17 protein-coding genes are annotated in these 20,187 nt (G+C 67.1%); 9 read left to right on the plus strand and 8 right to left on the minus strand.

All coding sequences use genetic code 11. The features are described from left to right. Positions 1 to 31: 31 nt before the first annotated feature. The gene (locus ACSFA7_RS31020; RefSeq protein WP_435502895.1) at positions 32 to 721 is read right to left on the minus strand and encodes a GntR family transcriptional regulator; all 690 of its coding nucleotides are present in this window, start codon (positions 719 to 721) and stop codon (positions 32 to 34) included. Positions 722 to 826: 105 nt separating this feature from the next. Here ACSFA7_RS31020 and araD point away from each other — a divergent pair, with 105 nt between their 5' ends. The 3 genes from araD to ACSFA7_RS31035 are packed head-to-tail and all read left to right on the plus strand — an operon-like array spanning position 827 to position 4,332. After that, positions 827 to 2,554, plus strand: coding sequence for an L-arabinonate dehydratase (gene araD / locus ACSFA7_RS31025; protein ID WP_435502896.1), 1,728 nt, complete (start codon positions 827 to 829; stop codon positions 2,552 to 2,554). Positions 2,555 to 2,609: 55 nt separating this feature from the next. Continuing rightward, a complete protein-coding gene (locus ACSFA7_RS31030) occupies positions 2,610 to 3,320 on the plus strand; it encodes a ribonuclease activity regulator RraA (protein WP_435502897.1) in 711 nt (236 codons plus the stop codon). A gap of 31 nt (positions 3,321 to 3,351) precedes the next feature. Next, positions 3,352 to 4,332: a Bug family tripartite tricarboxylate transporter substrate binding protein gene (locus ACSFA7_RS31035; RefSeq protein ID WP_435502898.1), complete on the plus strand. Its 981-nt coding sequence runs from the start codon at positions 3,352 to 3,354 to the stop codon at positions 4,330 to 4,332. A gap of 137 nt (positions 4,333 to 4,469) precedes the next feature. Here the strand turns inward: ACSFA7_RS31035 and ACSFA7_RS31040 are convergent, their stop codons facing one another. Then, a complete protein-coding gene (locus tag ACSFA7_RS31040) occupies positions 4,470 to 4,715 on the minus strand; it encodes a hypothetical protein (RefSeq protein WP_435502899.1) in 246 nt (81 codons plus the stop codon). 378 nt (positions 4,716 to 5,093) lie between these two features. Between ACSFA7_RS31040 and ACSFA7_RS31045 the strand changes: the two genes are divergently transcribed. Both ACSFA7_RS31045 and ACSFA7_RS31050 read left to right on the plus strand, forming a co-directional pair. Further along, positions 5,094 to 6,089, plus strand: a complete 996-nt coding sequence (locus tag ACSFA7_RS31045; RefSeq protein WP_435502900.1) for a Bug family tripartite tricarboxylate transporter substrate binding protein — start codon at positions 5,094 to 5,096, stop codon at positions 6,087 to 6,089. Positions 6,090 to 6,106: 17 nt separating this feature from the next. Then, positions 6,107 to 7,090, plus strand: a complete 984-nt coding sequence (locus ACSFA7_RS31050) for a D-2-hydroxyacid dehydrogenase family protein (RefSeq protein ID WP_435502901.1) — start codon at positions 6,107 to 6,109, stop codon at positions 7,088 to 7,090. An 18-nt stretch (positions 7,091 to 7,108) separates the two neighbouring features. On the opposite strand, the gene ACSFA7_RS31055 is transcribed toward ACSFA7_RS31050, so the two are convergent. From ACSFA7_RS31055 to ACSFA7_RS31065, 3 genes are read right to left on the minus strand one after another with little or no spacing between them, the layout of a single operon-like run. After that, complete coding sequence (locus ACSFA7_RS31055) at positions 7,109 to 9,220, minus strand: acetate--CoA ligase family protein (RefSeq protein ID WP_435502902.1); 2,112 nt, start codon at positions 9,218 to 9,220, stop codon at positions 7,109 to 7,111. After that, on the minus strand, positions 9,217 to 10,026 hold the full coding sequence (locus ACSFA7_RS31060) for an enoyl-CoA hydratase/isomerase family protein (protein WP_435502903.1): 810 nt from the start codon (positions 10,024 to 10,026) through the stop codon (positions 9,217 to 9,219). The genes ACSFA7_RS31055 and ACSFA7_RS31060 overlap by 4 nt, the downstream gene beginning before the upstream one ends. Positions 10,027 to 10,038: 12 nt before the next feature. Next, a complete protein-coding gene (locus tag ACSFA7_RS31065) occupies positions 10,039 to 11,007 on the minus strand; it encodes a tripartite tricarboxylate transporter substrate binding protein (RefSeq protein ID WP_435502904.1) in 969 nt (322 codons plus the stop codon). A 131-nt stretch (positions 11,008 to 11,138) separates the two neighbouring features. Here ACSFA7_RS31065 and ACSFA7_RS31070 point away from each other — a divergent pair, with 131 nt between their 5' ends. Continuing rightward, positions 11,139 to 11,909 carry an IclR family transcriptional regulator gene (locus ACSFA7_RS31070; protein ID WP_435502905.1) on the plus strand — a complete coding sequence of 257 codons (771 nt, stop codon included), beginning with the start codon at positions 11,139 to 11,141 and terminating at the stop codon, positions 11,907 to 11,909. A gap of 803 nt (positions 11,910 to 12,712) precedes the next feature. On the opposite strand, the gene ACSFA7_RS31075 is transcribed toward ACSFA7_RS31070, so the two are convergent. Beyond that, positions 12,713 to 13,858, minus strand: a complete 1,146-nt coding sequence (locus ACSFA7_RS31075) for an ABC transporter substrate-binding protein (RefSeq protein ID WP_435502906.1) — start codon at positions 13,856 to 13,858, stop codon at positions 12,713 to 12,715. Between the two features lie 117 nt (positions 13,859 to 13,975). Beyond that, complete coding sequence (locus ACSFA7_RS31080) at positions 13,976 to 14,866, minus strand: amidohydrolase family protein (RefSeq protein WP_435502907.1); 891 nt, start codon at positions 14,864 to 14,866, stop codon at positions 13,976 to 13,978. A 67-nt stretch (positions 14,867 to 14,933) separates the two neighbouring features. Here ACSFA7_RS31080 and ACSFA7_RS31085 point away from each other — a divergent pair, with 67 nt between their 5' ends. Then, positions 14,934 to 16,637 (plus strand): M14 family zinc carboxypeptidase, encoded by a 1,704-nt coding sequence (locus ACSFA7_RS31085; RefSeq protein ID WP_435502908.1) that lies wholly within the window; start codon positions 14,934 to 14,936, stop codon positions 16,635 to 16,637. Positions 16,638 to 16,645: 8 nt separating this feature from the next. Here the strand turns inward: ACSFA7_RS31085 and ACSFA7_RS31090 are convergent, their stop codons facing one another. Next, positions 16,646 to 18,340 (minus strand): alpha/beta fold hydrolase, encoded by a 1,695-nt coding sequence (locus ACSFA7_RS31090; protein WP_435502909.1) that lies wholly within the window; start codon positions 18,338 to 18,340, stop codon positions 16,646 to 16,648. Between the two features lie 381 nt (positions 18,341 to 18,721). Between ACSFA7_RS31090 and ACSFA7_RS31095 the strand changes: the two genes are divergently transcribed. Together ACSFA7_RS31095 and ACSFA7_RS31100 are read left to right on the plus strand one after the other, a co-directional pair. After that, the gene (locus ACSFA7_RS31095; protein ID WP_435502910.1) at positions 18,722 to 18,952 is read left to right on the plus strand and encodes a hypothetical protein; all 231 of its coding nucleotides are present in this window, start codon (positions 18,722 to 18,724) and stop codon (positions 18,950 to 18,952) included. Positions 18,953 to 19,124: 172 nt separating this feature from the next. Then, positions 19,125 to 20,174: an alpha/beta fold hydrolase gene (locus tag ACSFA7_RS31100; protein ID WP_435502911.1), complete on the plus strand. Its 1,050-nt coding sequence runs from the start codon at positions 19,125 to 19,127 to the stop codon at positions 20,172 to 20,174. The last annotated feature ends 13 nt before the right edge of the window (positions 20,175 to 20,187 follow it).

Below are 20,187 nucleotides of genomic sequence, written 5' to 3' on the forward strand. Positions count from 1 at the left end.
CGCAGTCAGGCCTGGGGCCGGCTACGGTCGGTCAGGCGAGCACGTAGTCGGGATACTGCCGGCAGATCTCGTTCACCGCACTGAGCGTGCCTGACAGATGCTTGCGAAGCGCGGCCTGGGCGGCGGCGGGGTCTTGTGCCTCGATGGCGCGCACGATGGCGCGGTGGTCGCGCAGGATCGCCTCGGTCTTGCCGGCGGTGGGCAGGTGCAGGCGGCGCAGCCGGTCGACATGTCCGGATACGCGGCCCACGAGATCCCAAAGGCCCAGCACGCCGCCGGCTTCATACATCAGGCGGTGAAACGCCCGATCGGCGTTGACGAAATCGCCATAGCGCTGCGACGTTGCAAGCGCCGCCTGCTGTGCGATGACGCCTTTCAACTGCTCGACCAGCCCTGGCGATTCCTGCTGTGCCAGCTGATGCACCAGCTCCAGTTCGATGGACCGCCGCAGGAAGTGCGCTTCGCGTGCCGCCGCGATGTCGATGCGGCTGACCAGCGTGGCGTGCTGCGGAAACACGTCTACCAGTGCTTCTTCGCTCAGGCGCAGCAGGGCCTCGCGAACAGGCGTTTGACTCACGCCGAACCGGTCGGCCAACTCTTGTCGCGCCAGCACGGTTCCGGGAACGAGTTCCAGCGAGAGGATGGCTTCTCGCAATCTTTCCAGCACCTGGGGTGCGGCCAGGCGGGTGCGGTCAAGTCGGATCTTGGGAGGGGCGCTCATCGCTGGCGATTGTGTCATTGACGCACTAATATACTAGTGTTTTAATTTCGATATTGCCAACGGCAAGGCGGCGTCCATCGCGCGATGCCCCTGGAGACAACCCTGATGAAACGCCCCTACGAATCCTTTCGCAGCGCCCGCTGGTTTGCGCCCGACGACTTCCGCTCCTTCGGTCATCGCTCGCGCGTGCTGCAGATGGGCTACACCTATTCCGACTGGATGGGCAAGCCGGTGATCGCCATCGTCAACACCTGGAGCGACGCCAACCAGTGCCACGCGCACTTCAAGCAGCGCGTGGACGACGTCAAGCGCGGCGTGCTCCAGGCGGGCGGATTCCCGCTCGAGCTGCCGGCCATTTCGCTTTCGGAAAGCATGGTCAAGCCCACCACCATGCTGTATCGCAACTTCCTCGCGATGGAAACGGAAGAGCTGCTGCGCAGCCATCCGATCGACGGCGCGGTGCTGATGGGCGGCTGCGACAAGACCACGCCCGGCCTCGTGATGGGCGCGCTCAGCATGGACATCCCCTTTATCTACCTGCCCGCCGGCCCCATGCTGCGCGGCAACTGGAAGGGCAAGGTGCTGGGCTCCGGCTCCGACGCCTTCAAGTACTGGGACGAGCGCCGCGCCGGCCGGCTGGGCGAACAGGCCTGGGCCGAGATGGAAGCCGGCATCGCGCGCAGCCACGGCACCTGCATGACCATGGGCACGGCCGCTACCATGATGGGCATTGCCGAGGCGGTGGGCCTGACGTTGCCCGGCGCCTCCAGCATTCCCGCGGCGGACGCCAACCACATCCGCATGAGCGCCGACTGCGGGCGCCGCATCGTCGAGATGGTGTGGGAAGACCTCACGCCCGCGACGATGCTCACGCGCGCCAACTTCGAGAACGGCATCGCCTGCGCGATGGCCATGGGCTGCAGCACCAATGCCGTCGTGCACCTGATCGCGATGTCGCGCCGCGCCGGCCATGCGGTGAGCCTGGACGACTTCGACACCTTCAGCCGTCGCGTGCCCGTCATCGCCAACATCCGGCCCAGCGGCGACGCCTACCTGATGGAAGACTTCTTCTACGCCGGTGGCCTGCCCGCGATGCTGGAGCGCATCCGCGGGCACCTGCGCACCGACGCGCGCACCGTCAATGGACGCACCCTCGGCGAGAACATCGAAGGCGCCGAGGTCTACGACGACGACGTGATCCGGCCGCTCGCCAACCCCATCTACGCCGAAGGCGCACTGGCCGTGTTGCGCGGCAACCTGGCGCCCGACGGCGTGGTGATCAAGCCCAGCGCCTGCGCGCCGCATCTTCTGCAGCACAGCGGGCGGGCGCTGGTGTTCGACGACTACCCCGCGCTCAAGAAGGCGGTGGAAGACCCCGACCTGGACGTGACGGGCGACGACATCCTCGTGTTGCGCAACGCCGGCCCCCGCGGCGCCGGCATGCCGGAGTGGGGCATGTTGCCGATCCCGAGCAAGCTGCTGAAACAGGGCGTGAAAGACATGCTGCGTCTGTCCGACGCACGCATGAGCGGCACGAGCTACGGCGGCTGCCTGCTGCACTGTTCGCCCGAGGCGGCCGTCGGTGGGCCGCTCGCGCTGGTGCAGACCGGCGACCGCATCACCGTGGATGTGCCTGCGCGGCGCATCCATCTCGACATTGCCGATGAGGAACTTGCCCGCCGCGAGGCCCTGTGGACGCCGCCGCCGCCGCGCTACGAGCGCGGCTACGGGTGGATGTTCGGCCGTCACATCCTGCAAGCCAACGAAGGCTGCGACTTCGACTTCCTGGAAACCAGCTTCGGCAAGCCGGTACCGGAGCCCGACATCTTCTGATCGGCCCTCCAGCCCCCATTCATTTCCCATTTCATTTCAAGAACGGAGACGACACGTGAATCCCGCCACCCGCGAGCAGCTCATGAAGGTGAGCACCGCCACCCTGTGCACGGCCCTTTTCAAGCGCGGCCTGCGCAACCAGTTCATCCAGGACGTGCGGCCGCTCGACGCGGGCCTGCCCAACATGGTGGGCGAGGCCTTCACGCTGCGCTACATGCCGGCGCGCGAAGACCTGAACCCGATCAGCGTTTTCCTCGACCGCAATCATCCGCAGCGCCAGGCGGTGGAGCAGTGTCCCGAAGGCGCCGTGCTGGTCATCGACAGCCGCAAGGACGCGCGCGCCGCCTCGGCTGGCGGCATCCTGGTCACGCGGCTGATGAAGCGAGGCGTGGCCGGCGTGGTGACCGACGGCGGTTTCCGCGACAGCCCCGACATCGCGAAGCTCGGCTTCCCGGCCTACCACCATCGCCCCAGCGCGCCGACCAACCTCACCCTGCACCAGGCCATCGACATCAACGTGCCCATCGGCTGCGGCGATGCGCCGGTGTTTCCGGGCGACGTGATCGTGGGCGATGCCGAAGGCGTGATCGTCCTCCCGGCCCACATGGCCGACGAGCTGGCGGCCGAAGCCGTAGAGATGACCGCCTTCGAGGACTTCGTGCAGGAACAGGTGCTTCAGGGCCGCTCCATCCTCGGCCTCTATCCACCCACCGAAGAGCAAAGCCGCGACGACTTCGCTGCGTGGCGCCAGGCCAAGGGCCGCTGAGCCCGTCGGTAAACATCCAAGGAGACCAGACATGCGTTTCATCCGCCTCGCCGCGGCGCTGCTTTCGGCCGCGCTCGCTCCTGTCGCCGCATGGGCCCAGGCCCCCGAATGGCCGGCCGCCAAGCCCATCGTCTACGTCGTGCCGTTCACGCCCGGCGGCTCCACCGACATCGTGGGCCGCACGCTCGCCCAGAAGCTGGGCGAGAGCCTCAAGCAATCGGTGGTGGTCGACAACAAGCCCGGCCAGGCCGGCGGCATCGGCGCCGCCTACGTGGCCAGGGCCGCGCCCGACGGCTACACGCTCTTCGGCGGGACCATCAGCACGCACGCCATCAACGCCAGCCTCTACAAGAAGCTGCCCTATGACCCGATGAAGGACTTCGAGCCCGTCTCGCTGGTCGCGCGCCTGCCCAACGTGCTCATCGTCAACAGCCAGCTCGGCGTGAACTCGGTGGCCGAACTGGTGGCGCTGCTGAAGAAAGACGAGAGCAAGCGCATCTTTGCCTCCTCCGGCGCTGGCACCTCGACGCATCTGGCTGGAGAGATGTTCGCCGACCTCATCGGCGTGAAGCTCACCCACGTGCCGTACAAGGGCACGCCGCCGGCCCTGACCGACGTGGCCGCGGGGCAGGTGCCTTTCATGTTCGATCAGGTGACTGCCGCATTGCCGCTGGTCAAGAGCGGCAAGCTCAAGCTGCTGGCCGTGACGACGGCCAAGCGCATCGCGTTGGTGCCCGAGTTGCCGACCATGATCGAGTCGGGCATTCCCGGTTTCGAGATGTCGTCGTGGCAGGCGGTGTATGCGCCCAAGGGCACGCCCAAAGCGATCGTGCAGCGCCTCAACGCCGAGATCGTGAAGGCGCTCAAGGAGCCCGATGTGAAGGCCAAGCTCTCGGACCAGTTGGCGATGGAGATCGTGGGCAGCACGCCGGAAGAACTGCGCGACTTCATGGCCAGGGAAATTCCGCGCTGGGCCGAACTGGTGAAGAAGTCGGGCGCGGCGGCCGACTGATTTTTCGTAATCCCATGCGAGGCCTCAACTGCTCGAAGATCAGTTGAGGTGTCGCTCCGGCAAGAGCCTGTGCACTGCCGCGTGGCGCATCCCTTGCAGACGAAGACAGCGGAAAAAATTGGCCGCTGCTTTCCGACCTATTGAAGAAGCGACGCACCCTCTTGCGCCGAAAACTGGAGCGTGGGCGATGGGAGGGTGCTGTCGGAGCCCACAAGATGCAGATCCCGCGGGTCGCACGGCGCGGAAATCGACTTGCCGTCGAACCTCACCCGGATGTGCGAATAGTTCGCGCTGGCAACGGTGCCGAACCGACCCTCGCAAATGACGCGGTCGCCCCGCTGGAACGACGCGCCGAACCGATCCCTGATGTCTTTGAAGCTCATACCTGGCCCCGTGGAAATGGAAGCGCCATGGTCGGGGCGACGATTGTTTTTTTTGTAAGGCCTTGGTATTACGAACTGTAGGACAGGCCAGTTGACGCGCGAAAGACGACACCGATCGGGCAAGAAAAAGCCCGCACGAGGCGGGCAAGGGTAGCCCAGAGAAGGGGAGGAGGGAGAAAACGATGGCTACCGAAGTGAAGTCTAACGTACTAATTGCTGTCGTGGGTGCACCGTGTTCGAACCGGATTGAAAGTACGCCCTTCAATTCCAGTCAGTGGAATCAGCGGGATGCGGCCGGACCACCTCCAGCCTAAGCTGGTGTACCGAAAAGCCAAAGATGCTCGTCGCATGCAGCGATGCATCCCCAAGGAGACCCGCGTGCCCCCAACCTTCGCCCCTTCCCGGCGCCACTTCAACGCCATGGGAGGCGCACTCGCGTTCATGGCGCTGGCCCCGCGCGCCTGGGCCGACAACCCCACCTTCCCCTCGAAGCAGATCCGCATCGTCGTGCCGTTCTCGCCCGGCGGTCCCACGGACCTCATGGCGCGCGCGATCGGCAAGATCATGTCGACCCATCTGGGTCAGCCGGTGATCATCGACAACAAGCCCGGCGGTGGCGGCGTCATCGGCATGAGCGAGGTGAAGCACCAGCCGGCGGACGGCTACACGCTGGTTTTTCCGTCGATCCTGGCGGTCACCAATCCGGCTTTGATGCCCGGCTACCCCTTCGACACCCTGCGCGACTTCGCTCCGCTGACCGTGGTGGGGTTCGTGCCCCACGCCGTCGTGGTGCGCACCGATTTCCCCGCACCCGATCTGCAGGCGCTGGTGGCCAGCGCAAAGGCCAAACCTGACGGCCTGTCGTACGGCTCTTCCGGCAACGGCACCTCGGCGCACTTGGGCGCGGCGCTGTTCGCGAAGCGTGCCGACATTCGGGCGACCCACGTGCCCTACCGGGGCGCCGGCCCCGCGGTGCAGGACCTCCTGGGCGGACAGATCCAGTTCATGTTCCTCGACATGAGCAGCGCCCTGCCGTTCATCCAGGCCGGCAAGCTGCGCGCGCTGGCCGTCGCGACGGCCACGCGCTTCGAGGGGCTCCCCGGCGTGCGCACCGTGGCCGAGCAGGGCTATCCGGGCTTCGAGGTGCATGGCTGGTACGGCCTGCTGCTCAAGGCCGGCACGCCGGCGGCTGTGACGCAGCGTCTCTATGCCGAAGTCAAGCGCGCACTCGACACGAAGGAAGTGCGCGATCTCTTCAAGGCCCAGGGCATCACGCCCGGCGGCATGCCGCCCGAGCAGTTCACGACGCTCGTGCGCAACGACCTGGCGATGTGGAAGCGCACGGTCGAGGAACTTCACATCACGCTGCAATGAAAAAGGAGCGCTCCCGCATGCGCATCGCCATCCCCGACGACTACCAGGACTGCGTCCGCGGCCTGGACTGCTTCTCGAAGCTCGCTGCCCACGAGACGCGCATCTTCAACGACACGGTCAAGGGCACCGACGCGCTGGCCGAGCGCTTCGCCGATGCCGAGGCCCTTGTGCTGACGCGCGAGCGCACCCGCATCGACGCGGCGCTGCTCGACCGCCTGCCCAGGCTCCGGCTGATCAGCCAGACCGGCAAGCTCGCGGGCCACGTCGACCTGGCGGCCTGCACGGCGCGCGGCGTGCTCGTGGCCGAAGGCAGCGGGGCGGGGTCCGCCACCGCCGAACTGAGCTGGGCACTCGCGCTCGCGAGCCGCCGGCACCTTGTCGACGAGGCCAACCGCATGCGCCAGGGGCTCTGGCAGGGACACCTCGGCCAGCAACTGGGCGGACAGCGCCTCGGTGTCTGGAGCTATGGCCGCATCGGTCGGCAGGTGGCCGCCTACGGCCGGGTGTTCGGCATGAAGGTCTGGGTCTGGGGCCGCGAGGCATCGACCGCCGCGGCGCGTGCCGACGGGTTCGAGGTGGCGCCGTCGCGCGAGGCTTTTTTCGCCGAGAGCGATGTGATCAGCCTGCATGTGCGGCTCACCGCGGACACGATCGGACTGGTCACGGCCGACGACCTGGCCCGCATGAAGCGCACGGCGCTGCTGGTCAACACCAGCCGCGCCGAGCTCGTCGCCGAGGGCGCCCTGGAGCAGGCGCTGCGCGCGGGCCATCCGGGGTTCGCGGCCGTCGACGTGTACGAGCAGGAGCCCGTCATGGCGCCGGACCATCCGCTGCTCGCATTGCCCAATGTGCTGTGCACGCCGCACATCGGCTATGTCGAGAAGGACAACTACGAGCGCTATTTCGGCATCGCCTTCGACAACATCAATGCGTTCGCCGAAGGGCGGCTCACCGATGTTGCCAACCCTGAAGCGCTGGAGACCGCGCGCCGCAGGACCTGATCCGGCGGCGCGCCCAGGTCACCCGCGTGCGAGCACCGCCACCCCATCCGCCGCACGCACGCCTTCTCCCTTCGGCAGCACGAACACCGGGTTGATCTCCGCTTCGACGAGCCGCTCGCCGAGCGCGTCGATCATCCGGGAGAACGCGACGATCGCCGACACCAGCGCATCGACATCGGCCAACTTGCGCCCCCGGAAGCCGTCAAGCAGCGGCCAGGTGCGCAGCTCTTGCACGAGCGACAGCGCCTCGTCGCGGCTCAATCCACCGGGCGGCACCATGCGCAGCGCCGTGTCCTTGAGCAGCTCGGCCGTGACGCCGCCCATGCCCAGCAGCACGGCCGAGCCCAGCGGATCGCGATGGCAGCCGAGGATCAGTTCCACACCGCCCTCGACCATCTCCTGCACCAGGAACTGCTCGGGCCGCACGCCGGCGCGTTCGCTCACCTCGTCGGCCATCCGCTCGAGCCGTTCGCCGACGCGGTCCGTGGAGATGCCGACGGCCACGCCGCCGACATCGCTCTTGTGCGTGATCTCGGACGAGAGGATCTTGAGCACGACCTTGTCTTTGCCAAGTTCACGAGCCGCAGCGGTCGCCTCTTCGGCATTGCCGACGATGCGCTCGCGCACGCAGGGCACGCCGAAGCGCGCGAACAGGGTCTTCGCCTCGGCTTCGTTCAACGGGCCGTCGGGCAGGTCGTCGATGCGGACGTTGGCAGTCGCATCGTCGCCTCGCGCCGCAGGCTCTTTCCACCGCGTTGTTTCCAGCATCGCCGCGAGCGCGCTCGTGCAGCTTTCGGGCGCCATGAAGGCGGGCACACCGCGCCGGTTCAGGAGGCTTGCGATGCCGGGCGCATGCGGGCTCACGAACACGACCAGCGGCTTGTCGCTGCCCGGCAGGCTGTCGTGGATGGCGCTGGCCATCAGATCGGGCATTGCAAGGCCCGAAGAGCCGACGATCACCGCCACCGCGTCGTAGCTCGCGCTCGCCAGCAGCGAGGTGATCGCGCCGCGCAGCAGCGCCGGTTGCAGGCCGGCCAGCGTGACGTCGATGGGGTTACGGTCCAGCACCGCGTGGTCGCCGGACTGCAGTGCCCGCAGCGCAGCGGCCGTCGCTTCGTCCGGCGCCGGCGTCTCGAAGCCTGCCATGCCTAGGCTGTCGGCCACCAGCGTTCCGGCGCCGCCAGTCGATGTGAGCACCGCGACGCGGCGGCCAGCTAGGCGCCGGCCGGTGACCAGCGCGGCGGGCAGGTCGAGCAGGTCTGAAAACGTCTCTGCGCGGATGACGCCGACTTCGCGGAACAGCGCGTCGTACATGCGGTCCGCACCGGCCAGCGCGCCGGTGTGCGACACGGCCGCGGCCGCGCCCGATTCGGAGCGCCCGACCTTGAACACGACGACCGGCTTGCCCTTGCGCGCAGCCTTGAGCGCCGCGGCCTTGAACTTCGCGGGGTTGCGCACGCCTTCCATGTAGAGCGCGATCACCGAGGTCGCCTCGTCGTCGGCCAGGTGGTCGATGAAGTCGGCCATGTCCAGGTCGGCCTCGTTGCTGGTGGAGATCAGCTTCGACAGCCCGATGCCCCGGGCGGCCGCCCGCGACAGCAGCGCGCCGAGAATGCCACCGCTCTGCGACACGACGCCGATGCTGCCGGCCTCGAAGTCCTGCATCTCCAGCGCCCCCGTGGCCGAGAGCGTGATGCGGTCCGTGAGGTTGACCAGTCCGATGGTGTTGGGCCCGAGGATGCGCATGTTGCCCGCGGCCTCCAGCAGTTGCTGCTGGCGCCGCGCGCCTTCCGCGCCCACTTCTGTGTAGCCGCTGGCCAGCACGATGGCCGCCGCCGTGCCGCGCGCGGCCAGCTCGCGCACCGCCTCGTGCGCACGCTCGGCGCCCAGCAGCACGATGCCGACATCGGGCGCCTCGGGCAGAGATTGCACGTCGGGGTAGCTCTTGAGTCCGCCGATGACGTCAGCGCGCGGATTCACCGGATAGATCGCGCCGCCGAAGCCGTGCTTCGTCAGGTAGGCGACGGGGCGCCCCGCGGTCTTCGTCGGGTCGGCCGAGGCGCCGATCACGGCCACGCTGCGCGGCTTCATCAACCGTGCGATCGCGTTGTCGGGCAGGGGAGCGCTCATGCCGCCTTCTCCTTCGCATTCAGGAACGCCAGCACCGCATCGCGATGCTGCTGCGTGGTGTAGCAGATGCCCTGCGCCTGGCTGCCCTTGGCGAACACCTGTTCGGCCGGCGATTCGAAGCTCTGGTTGAGGATCGACTTGCCCAGCGCGATCGCCGCCGCCGAGCCTTGCGACAGTTCGGTCGCCCACGCATGCGCGTCGGCGAGCAGGTTCTGCGCGCTGGTCACGCGGTCGGCAATGCCCAGCTGCAGTGCTTCATCGGGCTCGACCTTGCGGCCGGTGAAGATCAGTTCCTTGGCACGCGAGAGGCCCACCCGACGCGGCAGGAAGTACATGCCGCCGCCATCCGGAATCAGGCCGCGCTTGATGTAGCTCCACGCGAAGCTGGCGGCATCGGAGGCCAGCACGAAATCGCAGGCCATCGCCATGTCCGCGCCCAGCCCGTTGGCGCCGCCGTTCACGGCCGCGATGACCGGCTTGGGCATCGTGTGCAGCAGCGACACCGAGTGGTGCACGCGCTGCTGCCGGCTCCAGCCGTTGAAGCCGACCTCGCCCGCGGGCGCGTCCATGCGCCGCTGCATGCCGGCCACGTCGCCGCCGGCGCAAAAGCCTTTGCCGGCGCCGGTCAGCACCAGCGCGCGCACCGTGTTGTCGGCGCCGATCTTCTCGAGCGCGGCGATGAAGTCGCTGCGCATGCCGTCGGTGATGGCGTTGCGCTTCTCGGGGCGGTTCAGCGTCAGGGTCGCGATGCCGGCGTGGATTTCCAGTTCGATCAGCGACGGTGCTGTGTCCGTTGTCGTGCTCATGGGTGGTGCTCCTCAGTCTGTGGTGATGTGGTTGTCCTTGACGACCTTGCGCCAGCGCACCTCTTCGGCGCGCACGTAGGTGTCCAGTTGCCCGGGCGCGCCGACGTCGACGGCGAGACCCTCCGATTCGGTCTGCTTGGCGAAGGCCGGCGTCTTGACGGCCTTCTTGACCGCGGCGTTGAGCTGGTCGATCACGTCTTTCGGCGTCTTGGCCGCGACGTAGAGGCCGTACCAGCTCTCGGCCGCATAGCCGGGCACGCCGGCTTCCGCGAGCGTCGGCACACCGGCGTAGGCGGGAGAGCGGCGCGCGGTGGTCACGCCGAGCGCGCGCATCTTTCCGCTGTCGACGAAGGGCCGCACCGCCGACGCGGTGGCAAACATCATGTCCACCTGGCCGCCCAGCAGGTCGGTCATCGCGGGGCCCGCGCCGCGGTAGGGAATGTGGGTCAGGTCGACTTTGGCGAGGTTCTTGAAGAGCTCGCCGGCCAGGTGCGCCGAGGTGCCGTTGCCCTGCGACGCGAAGGTCAGCTTGCCCGGCTTCGCCTTGGCTGCGGCGATGAGGTCCGCGACGGTCTTGTAGGGGCTGTCGGTGCGCACCACCAGCACGTTGGGCGAGACGCCGATCAGCGCCACGGGCGCGAAGGCCTTGTCGGTGTCGTAGGGCATCTTCGGCTGCAGCCCGGGGTTCACTGCATGCGCGAACGTCGCCATGACCAGCGTGTAGCCATCGGGCGCGCTCTTGGCGACGAAGTCGCTGCCGATGATCGTGCCGGCGCCTGGCTTGTTGTCGACGATGACGGGCTGGCCCAGCGCCTCCGACATGCCGACGCCGAGCGTGCGTGTGATCGCGTCGGTGCCGCCGCCGGGCGCAAACGGCACCACGATGCGCAGCGGCTTGTCGGGGAATGCCGCCCAGGTTGCGAGTGGTGCAAATGCGATCAGCGATAACGCGAGTGCACGAAACGGTGTGAATGTCGGCATGCCTGTGTCTCTCTTTGTAGGGGTTTGAAGCGAGCCTTCAGCTTAGGTCGCATACTCCCGCCGCGCACCAGCCCAATTCCACTGAATGGAAATGGCGGACGGCCCGCGCCTCTGGGAATCAAGGAGACAACATGGCAAGCACGCTCAATCGTTCGCTCGAACGGGGCATGGAAATCCTTCGCGCCTTCCGGCCCGGCTCCGCCTTGCTGGGCAACAGCGAGATCGCCGAGCGCACCGGCCTTTCGCCCGCGACGGTGAGCCGCCTCACACAGACGCTGGTGGTGGCCGGCATGCTGGCGCACGACCGGCGCGCGCGCGCGTACCGGCTGGCCGCGCCGGTGCTGAGCCTGGCGCATGCCATGCGCACCGGCTCGGTCGTGCTGCGGGTGGCCGCGCCGCTGATGCGCACACTGGCCGAGAAGCTGCGCATCAACGTCGGCCTGGCGGTGGCCGACCGTTCAGAGATGGTCTATCTGGAATCGATTCGCTACAACCGCCGGGCGTCGCTGCGCAACGTGGTGAGCGGGCAGCGCGTGCCGATCGAGCTGACATCACTGGGCCGCGCCTGGCTGGCCGTGGCGCCGGCCGATGCGCGCGAGGCGCTGTTCGCGGAATTCGCCGAGCGACGAGCCGACTGGCCCCGGCTGCGCAAGGAGATCGACAAGTCCATCGAGAGCGTCGAGCAGCGGGGCTGGTGCGTCGCATCGTGGCAGCCGGAGGTGGTGGCGCTGGCTGCGCCGCTGAAGCTGGAATCTGCGTGGGGCTACGTGCTGAACGTGAGCGTGTCGTCCACGGAATCATCGAGCGATGTGGCCGCCGAATTGAGCGCGCCGCTCCTGGCCCTGGGCCAGAAGATTACCCGCGCGGTGGACACGCGGGAGCCCGCAGGCGAGATGCGCTAGAGATGGTCTCGTTAGGGGTGCTCTGCGAAACCACCGGGTTGATGATGCGTCCAGGTCGAGCATGAACCCGGGACCCTTCTGAAACGAATTTCAGCGGGAGTTCCCGACATTGATCGGGCTCTGCAGCAGGTTTACAGTCAGGGTACGCAAAGCATCGCAACGATGCCCGAACATCGGGCTCAGTTGAACGTGGGTTGTCTCCGCTTTGCGTGGCTCGTTCCTGCCAAGCGCACGCTCGGCACTTTTTATGAGGGCGTCACATGCAAATAGTATGGGCAAACCTGACGATACTGGACCGCTATGTAACCGGAGACCAGTGGGGGCCGCTAGTAAAGTTGTACACACAGGACTACGAGATACACCTGCATATGAATGTGCTCGGCAGTGCTGTAACTTCAATCGGTATGGTCCGCAATATCGTCAGCAGGATTCGGCTGAACCGATATAACGACGACGTCGCCCCTGCAAATCGCTTGGCCCAGCGGCCAGCTCCTCCGAGTCTGGGCGTGGGCCAAGCATTGTTCGTCGCTTCCGGTTTGGCCGCTGTACCGACCACCTACCACCAGTGGCTGCGAACAGAGACGACTGGAAACGTCTGGACGTTGAACTGCGGGCGCGCCCAGGAGCCGCGCATGCGCGGGCACAAACCTCAACATGCGTAACCCTCGACTCCGAAGTACCGCTTGGAGAAGATCTGCAAAACTCGAGGCGGCCGCGACCGGCGCGAGCGCTGACCGTTGGAGAAAATATCGGGCATGGATCACACTCGGCCTTGATCCGCTGCCCAAGAATCCGGTCTGATCCTAGCGGCGGACCTTGCCGTCTTCGGTGAGCATTGAGAGCTCGACGTAATTCGACGCCTTGTGGTCGCGCGCGCTGAAGTCGACGTGGAAGCCTCCGAAGTCGGTGTTCTGCATCGACTCGAGCCCGCTGATCAGCGACTCGCGCGTGGCCGGCTTGCCGGCGCGCTTCAAGCCTTCGGCGAACACCTTGGCCGCCACGTAGCCTTCCATGCTCGAGTAGTTCGGCTTGGCGTCGCCGCCGGCCTTGCGCACCGCCTCCACGTACTCGCGCGAGATCGCGGTGCTGGTCGAGAACGGGGAGGGCATGACCTGGCTGATCACCACGCCGCGGGCTTCCTTGCCGAGCTCGTCGGCCAGCGCCTGCGTGCCGACGAACGACACGTTGAAGAAGGTGCCGCCGTAGCCGGCCTTGCGCGCTTCGCGGATGAACGCGGCGCATGCCTTGTAGGCGCCCACCTGGATCACGGCCGAGGGCTGGGCGGCCATGATGTCCTTCACCGCCTTGCTCACGTTGACCGAGTTGCGCTCGACGGTGCCGATGGCGACGGGTGCCAGGCCGATGGGCTTCAGCGCACCGAGGACGCCCGCCAGTCCGGCCTGGCCGTAGGCGTCGTTCTGGTGGAACACCGCGATCTTCTGGATGCCCAGCGAGGTGAGCTGCTTGACGATCAGCGCGGTCTCGTCGTCGTACGAGGCGCGCACATGGAACACGTTCTTGCGGAACGGATCGCGCAACGCCTCGGCGCCGGTGAACGGGCCGAAGAACGGGATCTTCGCCGCATCGACAAGCGGCATCGCGGCCATGCAAGTGGGCGTGCCGACGTAGCCGAAGAGGGCGAAGACGTCGTCCTTGATGAGCTTGTCGGTGTTGGCCTTGCAGCGCTCGGGCTCGTAGCCGTCGTCCAGCGTGCGCAGCTCGATGGTGCGGCCGTTGACGCCGCCGGTGGCGTTGAGCACGTCGAAGTAGATGCGCGCGCCCTGGTTCATCTGCAGGCCCAGTTGCTCTGCCGGGCCGCTGAATGCGGCGGATTGTCCGAGCACGATGCGTGCGGGTTGGGCGAGGGCGGGGAGTGCGAGCGCGGCGCCGGCAGCGGCAACGTACTTGATCGCGTCTCTGCGGTGAAGGGAGGTTTTCAGGGAGGACATTGGACAGGTGTCGAGCAGTTGAAGCCTCTGCAGAACCTGACAGGACCCTCACTGCTCATGTAAGAAGGTGATGCGCAGTGTAACCGCGGGTTCGGGTAAACCCTCGGTCCAGTCGGGCTATCGCACCCCGAACAAGCCAGCCGCATTCCCCCACGCCACGCGCTGCGCCACGGCCGGCGGCAGGTCGCCGAGCCAGTTGCGGTAGCCCTGCATGATCTCGTCGTAGGAACTCCAGCGCTGGTTGACCCAGGTGTCCGAACCCACGAGAAAGCGGTCGGGAAACGCGAGGATCAGCTCGCGCCACGGCGCGCACAGCTTGCCGCCTTCGCAGGTGAGCCCGGGGCGGTACGACAGCTCGCCCATCAGCTTCGGATAGCGCTCCAGCATCTGCCGCACCCGCGCGACGGGCGCGCCGCCGATGCCCGTGTGCGCCCAGATCAGCCGCAGCTCGCGGCCCTGGGTGGGCGAGTGCGCCATCAGCAGGTCGACCGCCTCGTCGTCCACGTGTGCGAGCACGGCGAGCTGGCGCTGCTCGGCCAGCACCATCAGCTTCTTCGCCACCGGGCCGTTGGCGTTGGCGCTCTCGTACAGGTGGAATTCGCCGATGCCGCGGTAGGGGCCGCTCGCGGTGCCGCGCGTGAGCTCGGTATGCACCATCTCGTAGATGGTCTCGTCGCGGAACCAGTTGGTGTAGTCGGCGCGGTTGCGGTAGAGGCGCACGAAAGGCACGACGGTGACGCCGGCTTCGCGCGTCTCGCGCAGCGCCGCGAGGGTGCGCGTGCCTTCGTTGGGCCGCGAGTTGCCAACGATGGCGCGCACGCCGTTGCGCTGCATGCGCGCGAGCGCATCGGCCGGCGGAAACGGACCGCTGCTGCCGTTCCAAGCCTCCTCGTTGTAGTGGAGGTGGGCATCGAAGATCGGGCCGGTGTAGTCGGCCGCTAGAGCCGAGAGGGCGAAGGCCGCGCCGCAGGCCAGCAGCGCAGCGCGGAAGATGGAGGAGGGCGTCATGGATGTTCCTTGCGAGGGTGCCCGATCGTCGATGCAGAATCGCTTTCGATCAACGGAGCCTACCCCGATGCCTGTCGAACAAGACCGCCAGTACCTCACGCCGTACGAAACCGGCAACCAGAACCAGACCTCCACCTGGGCCGAATGCGTCGCCTTCTACGAGCGGCTCGCGAAGGACTTCCCCTCGGTGCTGCGATGGCAGCAGATCGGCACCTCGGACAACGGCATCCCGATGCACGCGGGCATCGTCACCGCCGATGCGCAGTTCGACCGGGAGACCCTGCAGCGGCAAGGCCGGCCGGTCTTCTTCAACAACAACGGCATCCACCCGGGCGAGCCCGAAGGCATCGACGTCTGCATGGCGCTGGTGCGCGACTTCTGCACCGAGCCCGCGCGGCTCGCTGCGCTGGGCGACACGGTCTTCCTGTTCATCCCGGTCTACAACGTCGACGGCTGCCTCAACCGGCAAAGCATCTCCCGCGTGAACCAGCTCGGCCCGGAATCGTTCGGCTTCCGCGGCAACGCACGGCACCTGGACCTGAACCGCGACTTCATCAAGTGCGACAGCCTCGCCGCGCAGGTGTTCAACCGCTTCTTCACCGCATGGGACCCGGACGTGATGGTCGATACCCACACCTCCAACGGCGCCGACTACGCCTACACGATGACGCTGATCCCGACCCAGCCCGACAAGCTCGGCGGCGGCCTCGGCCAGTTCCTGCGCAGCCGCATGCTGCCGGCGATCTACGGCGGCATGGATGCGCGGGGATGGCCCACCTGCCCCTACGTGAACTGCGTGGCCGAGACGCCCGACGACGGCATCGCCGATTTCCTCGATTTGCCGCGTTTTTCCACCGGTTACGCAGCCCTGCACCACACCATCGGCTTCATGCCCGAGACGCACATGCTCAAGCCCTACGCCGACCGGGTGGCGGCGATGCGAACGCTGGTAGAGGTGGTGCTGGATTTCACCGTCGCGCATGCGGCGGAGATTCAGGTGCTGCGTCGCGAGGCCAAGGCCGGCGCTACGCAGCAGGCGCGATGGCCGCTCTCGTGGCGTTCGGACCAGAGCCGGCCGAACAGCTTTCGCTTCAAGGGGTACGAGGCGGTCTACTCGCCGAGCAGCCTGGGCAACTACCAGCGTCTGGCCTACGACCGCAGCCAGCCCTGGGAAAAAGACATTCCTTACTTCGATCGCTTCGTGGAAGACGTGGCCGTCGCCGCACCCAAGGCTTACCTCGTGCCGCAGGCCTGGCGTGAAGTGATCGAGCGCCTGGAATGGAACGGCGTGGCGATGCGGAGGCTGGAGGAAGACCGGGTCTTCGAGAGCGCCCGCGTTTACCGCATCGAACGCGTGGCTTCGCGTCCAGGGCCGTACGAAGGGCACATGTTCCACGACGAGGTGGAGCTCGTCTCGCACACCGAGACCGTTCATGCACGCGCCGGCGACGTGTGGATTTCGCTCGACCAGCCGAAGGCCCGCTACATCGTCGAGACGCTCGAGCCCGAAGCCCACGACAGCTTCTTCCGCTGGGGTTTCTTCAACGGCGTGCTCGAAAAGAAAGAGAACTTTTCAGCCTACGTGTTCGAAGACACCGCGCATCGGATGCTGGAGGAAGAGCCGGCGCTGAAAGCCGGCTTCGAAGCGTGGAAGAAGAGCAATCCCGAAAAGCTCTCCGATCCGCGTGAGGTTCTCGGCTTCATCTTTGCGCACGGCCAGCGCCATGCGGAGCCTGGATGGCGGCGCTACCCAGTGGCGGGGCTCAGTTAGCCGAAAGCTCAGCGGGGTGCAGGCCCCGCCGCCCCCGCCGTCTTCGGCTTCGACGACGGCTCCCACGAATCCGGCGTGGTCGCGACCAGCCCCTTGAAGTCCTTCCACGTTCGCGCACCCGGTACGGTGCGCCCGCCGACGATCACCACCTTCGCATACGCCACCATGCGTTCGCGCAGGTAGCGCCGGTCGGACTCGGGCCAGGTCTCGATCGAGTGCGGCCCGCGCGCCAGCACGATCTCCTTCACGCCGCGGATGCGGTTGTATGCCGCGACAGTGCCTTCCAGCGTTTCCGCGCGGTCCCACAGGCCCTTGCCGAAGAAGGCCGCGGGCCACCGGTCCATGCCCGCGAGCGGGGCCGAGTTCGGATAGAAGAGGATGTGATGGTCCGCCGCCATGCCCCCCAGGAACAGGTTGCGGTCCGCCAGATCGGGCGCATCGCCCACATAGCCCGCGCCGCTCGCGAACGACGACAGCAAGATCGCGCCGCGGATGTTCCTGAGGCCCCGGGGCTTGGCGCAGGTGACTTCCGGCAGGTCGAAGCTGCAGGAGGCGACGTAGTTGGTGGTCATCGCCCACGCGGTCGACATCGAGCCGCGCGAGTAGCCGCCCAGCACCAGCGGAATCTCGTTGGCCTTCATGCCCGCCAGCAGCCGGCCGCGCGCGGCGGTGCCTTCGAGCACTTCGCCCGAGGGCGTGAGCATGCGCAGGCCCCGGCCGTCTTCCAGCTGGCCGAGCGTGCGGAACACGTCTTCGCCTTGCTCCAGCGTGTTGGTGTCGCTGAACCCGCCCGAGAGCCCTTCGCCGCGCCGGTCGTAAGCCAGCACGTCGAAGCCCGCCTGGTTCAGCGCATGCAGGTTCTCGCGCCACCAGCGCTGGCCCATGGTTTCGGTGGTGGCGTTGGGGAACTGCACCGGCGTGGTCCTGCCCGTCTTCTCGTCGGTGCGGTAAGAGACTTCGTCCGGATGCTGGATCGCCGTGAGCTGCCCGCCGCCGCCGGGCGCCATGAGCGCGAGCGCGCGCACCTTGTGGCCCTTGCCGTCATCCACGCCGGCGCCTTCGATGTACCAGCCGCGCAGCTTGATGTCGGCGGTCTTCTTCAGGTCGATGCGCTCGAAGGCATCGGGCGGCACGGTGAACTCGACCGTGTACGTGCGGCTTTCCGCTTCGGCGATGCCTTCGCGGTAGGGCGCCTTCGCGAAGAAGGCGGGGCGCCGAATCTGCTTCAGGTCGACCTGCCCCTCGGGATTGATCTTCCCGGACGGATCGACCACGCCGGTGGAGCGCGTGGCGCGCTCCTTGTTCGGCGGCAGCCAGCGCTGCATCTGCGCGTCGATGCGCTTGAAGCAGGCCGCATCTTCCTTGCAGGCGCGCCAGCGGGCCTTGAGCTTGTCGTCGGTGAATTCGCTGATGTGATAGTCGCCGCCCGCGTAGCTCTTCGGGGTGGGGTTGGCCGTGAGCAGCAGCGGCACGCAGACGGTGGTGCCCGTGCCCTTGGGGCCCTGGTGCAGCAAGTAGCCGGGCAGCATCGCGTTGCGGTCGGTGCCCACCCAGGCGGTGCAGTCGGTAGGCGGCGGCGTGCTGTTGTCGGCCTGTCGCTTGGCCTCGGTGGTGCCCGTGCAGGCCGAGAGCGTGAGCAGTGCGCCGAGGCCCAGCGTGCAGAGACTTCGTTCGAAGCGGGGCGACAGGTCGTTGGGGGTCATGCGGGCGAGGGCTCGTGCAGTGAGGCGTGCCATTGTGTGGGCTGTCGGTGACGAATTCGGCGGGGGCAATGGCGCTTTGTCGTGCGGGAGGGTTCCTACCGCGGGAAGTGTTCGCGCGCGATGTCCAGAGCCGGCCCAGGGGCGTGGTGCATATCGTCGTTGGCTTTCCGCACATCGGCGCACTGTCGACAACCACGGATCGACTGTTCGGTGGAACGAGATTCCACTCCTGTCGCGCTGGCTGACGCCACGCCATGGATGCCGATCTGATCGCGCGGCTTGACCGGTTCGAACATCGGCACGTCGCACGGAATTTATTGCCGCTCTGGTAATAGTTCCTTGGGGCGGGCGGGGGCGAGCCACTACCCTCGACCCCCTCATATGGACCCAACGCCCTTTGCCATCGACCTGCCGGAGCACTGGACCGGCTCCCTCAGGCTCGCACAGACCCCCTCCGGCACCTACGTCGGCATGGCCAGCCTGAGCTTCAGCGGCATTCCTCGGTGGGCACTGGTGATCACCCCGCAACTCAGCCTGGACGCCGCCATGGAGCGCGTCAGGCTCCGCGTTGGCCACTTCGTCCGCGAGCAGGCGTCGAGGCCCGGTGCCTGACGCCTGACCCCGGATTCCCGGGCCTGTGCAACGCGGCCCGCAAGAGTTTTGTAGCCCACTGTATCTGCCCGCTCGATCCGTACACGGGCATTCAAATCCCCCGGTTCGAGGACACATCGCAGATACACCGCGCGGTTCCACTGACTCCATCGCAAACGCAATGGAGAAGCAGATGTCCGAAGAAATCAATCGCCACCGCCGCATCTTTTTTGGCGCGGCTGCCGCAACGATCACCGCCGCGCAGTTCGGCATCGTGGGGAGCGCCAGCGCGCAGACCGCCGCCTCGAAGCCGGCGTCGTCCCTGGGCAGGACCGGAGGCAACACCTCGTTCGCTTCGATCAAGCAGATCGATGCGGGGCTCCTCAACATCGGCTACGCCGAAACCGGCCCCGCCGACGGTCCGGTCGCCATTCTTCTGCACGGCTGGCCTTACGACATCCACAGCTTCGTCGACGTTGCCCCGATCCTGGCAGCGGCCGGATACCGGGTGATCGTTCCGCACCTGCGCGGCCACGGCTCCACGCGCTTTCTCTCGGACAGCACCGTCCGCAATGCCCAGCAGTCGGCCGTGGCGCTCGACATCATTGCCCTGATGGACGCGCTCAAGATCCAGAAGGCCAGCATTGCCGGCTTCGACTGGGGCGCGCGCACCGCCTGCATCCTGGCGGTGCTGTGGCCGGAGCGCTGCAAGTCGCTGGTTTCGGTGAGCGGCTACCTCATGACTAACCTGGAAGCCGGCAAGAAGCCGCTGCCGCCGAAGGCCGAGTTCGACTGGTGGTACCAGTACTACTTCACGACCGAACGCGGCCAAGCGGGCTACACCCAGTACCGGCGCGAGTTCGGCAAGCTCATCTGGGAGACGGCATCGCCGAAATGGAAGTTCGACGACGCCACCTTCGAGCGCAGCGCCGCATCGTTCGACAACCCCGATTACGTCGCCATCGTGATGCACAACTACCGCTGGCGCCTGAGCCTCGCCCCCGGCGAGGCGCGTTACGACGAACTGGAGAAGCGGCTCGCCACGGCCCCCGCCATCGACGTGCCCACGATCACGCTCGAAGGCGATGCCAACGGCGCGCCGTTCCTCGACCCTTCGAAGTACCGCAACAAGTTCACCGGCAAGTACGCGCACCGCACGCTGCAGGGCGGCATCGGCCACAACCTGCCGCAGGAGGCGCCCGAAGCTTTCGCGCAAGCGGTGATCGACGTGGACCGGTTCTGACCTGCTCCCGCCG

Source organism: Variovorax trehalosi (genome assembly GCF_051216415.1).
GTDB lineage: Bacteria > Pseudomonadota > Gammaproteobacteria > Burkholderiales > Burkholderiaceae_C > Variovorax.

What these genes read in the sequence shown, in the direction of transcription:
- ACSFA7_RS31020 (WP_435502895.1), bottom strand. Translation starts at nt 721, where the DNA reads ATGAGCGCCCCTCCCAAGATCCGACTTGACCGCACCCGCCTGGCCGCA.
- araD (WP_435502896.1), top strand. Translation starts at nt 827, where the DNA reads ATGAAACGCCCCTACGAATCCTTTCGCAGCGCCCGCTGGTTTGCGCCC.
- ACSFA7_RS31035 (WP_435502898.1), top strand. Translation starts at nt 3,352, where the DNA reads ATGCGTTTCATCCGCCTCGCCGCGGCGCTGCTTTCGGCCGCGCTCGCT.
- ACSFA7_RS31040 (WP_435502899.1), bottom strand. Translation starts at nt 4,715, where the DNA reads ATGAGCTTCAAAGACATCAGGGATCGGTTCGGCGCGTCGTTCCAGCGG.
- ACSFA7_RS31050 (WP_435502901.1), top strand. Translation starts at nt 6,107, where the DNA reads ATGCGCATCGCCATCCCCGACGACTACCAGGACTGCGTCCGCGGCCTG.
- ACSFA7_RS31055 (WP_435502902.1), bottom strand. Translation starts at nt 9,220, where the DNA reads ATGAGCGCTCCCCTGCCCGACAACGCGATCGCACGGTTGATGAAGCCG.
- ACSFA7_RS31060 (WP_435502903.1), bottom strand. Translation starts at nt 10,026, where the DNA reads ATGAGCACGACAACGGACACAGCACCGTCGCTGATCGAACTGGAAATC.
- ACSFA7_RS31065 (WP_435502904.1), bottom strand. Translation starts at nt 11,007, where the DNA reads ATGCCGACATTCACACCGTTTCGTGCACTCGCGTTATCGCTGATCGCA.
- ACSFA7_RS31070 (WP_435502905.1), top strand. Translation starts at nt 11,139, where the DNA reads ATGGCAAGCACGCTCAATCGTTCGCTCGAACGGGGCATGGAAATCCTT.
- ACSFA7_RS31075 (WP_435502906.1), bottom strand. Translation starts at nt 13,858, where the DNA reads ATGTCCTCCCTGAAAACCTCCCTTCACCGCAGAGACGCGATCAAGTAC.
- ACSFA7_RS31080 (WP_435502907.1), bottom strand. Translation starts at nt 14,866, where the DNA reads ATGACGCCCTCCTCCATCTTCCGCGCTGCGCTGCTGGCCTGCGGCGCG.
- ACSFA7_RS31085 (WP_435502908.1), top strand. Translation starts at nt 14,934, where the DNA reads ATGCCTGTCGAACAAGACCGCCAGTACCTCACGCCGTACGAAACCGGC.
- ACSFA7_RS31090 (WP_435502909.1), bottom strand. Translation starts at nt 18,340, where the DNA reads ATGACCCCCAACGACCTGTCGCCCCGCTTCGAACGAAGTCTCTGCACG.
- ACSFA7_RS31095 (WP_435502910.1), top strand. Translation starts at nt 18,722, where the DNA reads ATGGACCCAACGCCCTTTGCCATCGACCTGCCGGAGCACTGGACCGGC.
- ACSFA7_RS31100 (WP_435502911.1), top strand. Translation starts at nt 19,125, where the DNA reads ATGTCCGAAGAAATCAATCGCCACCGCCGCATCTTTTTTGGCGCGGCT.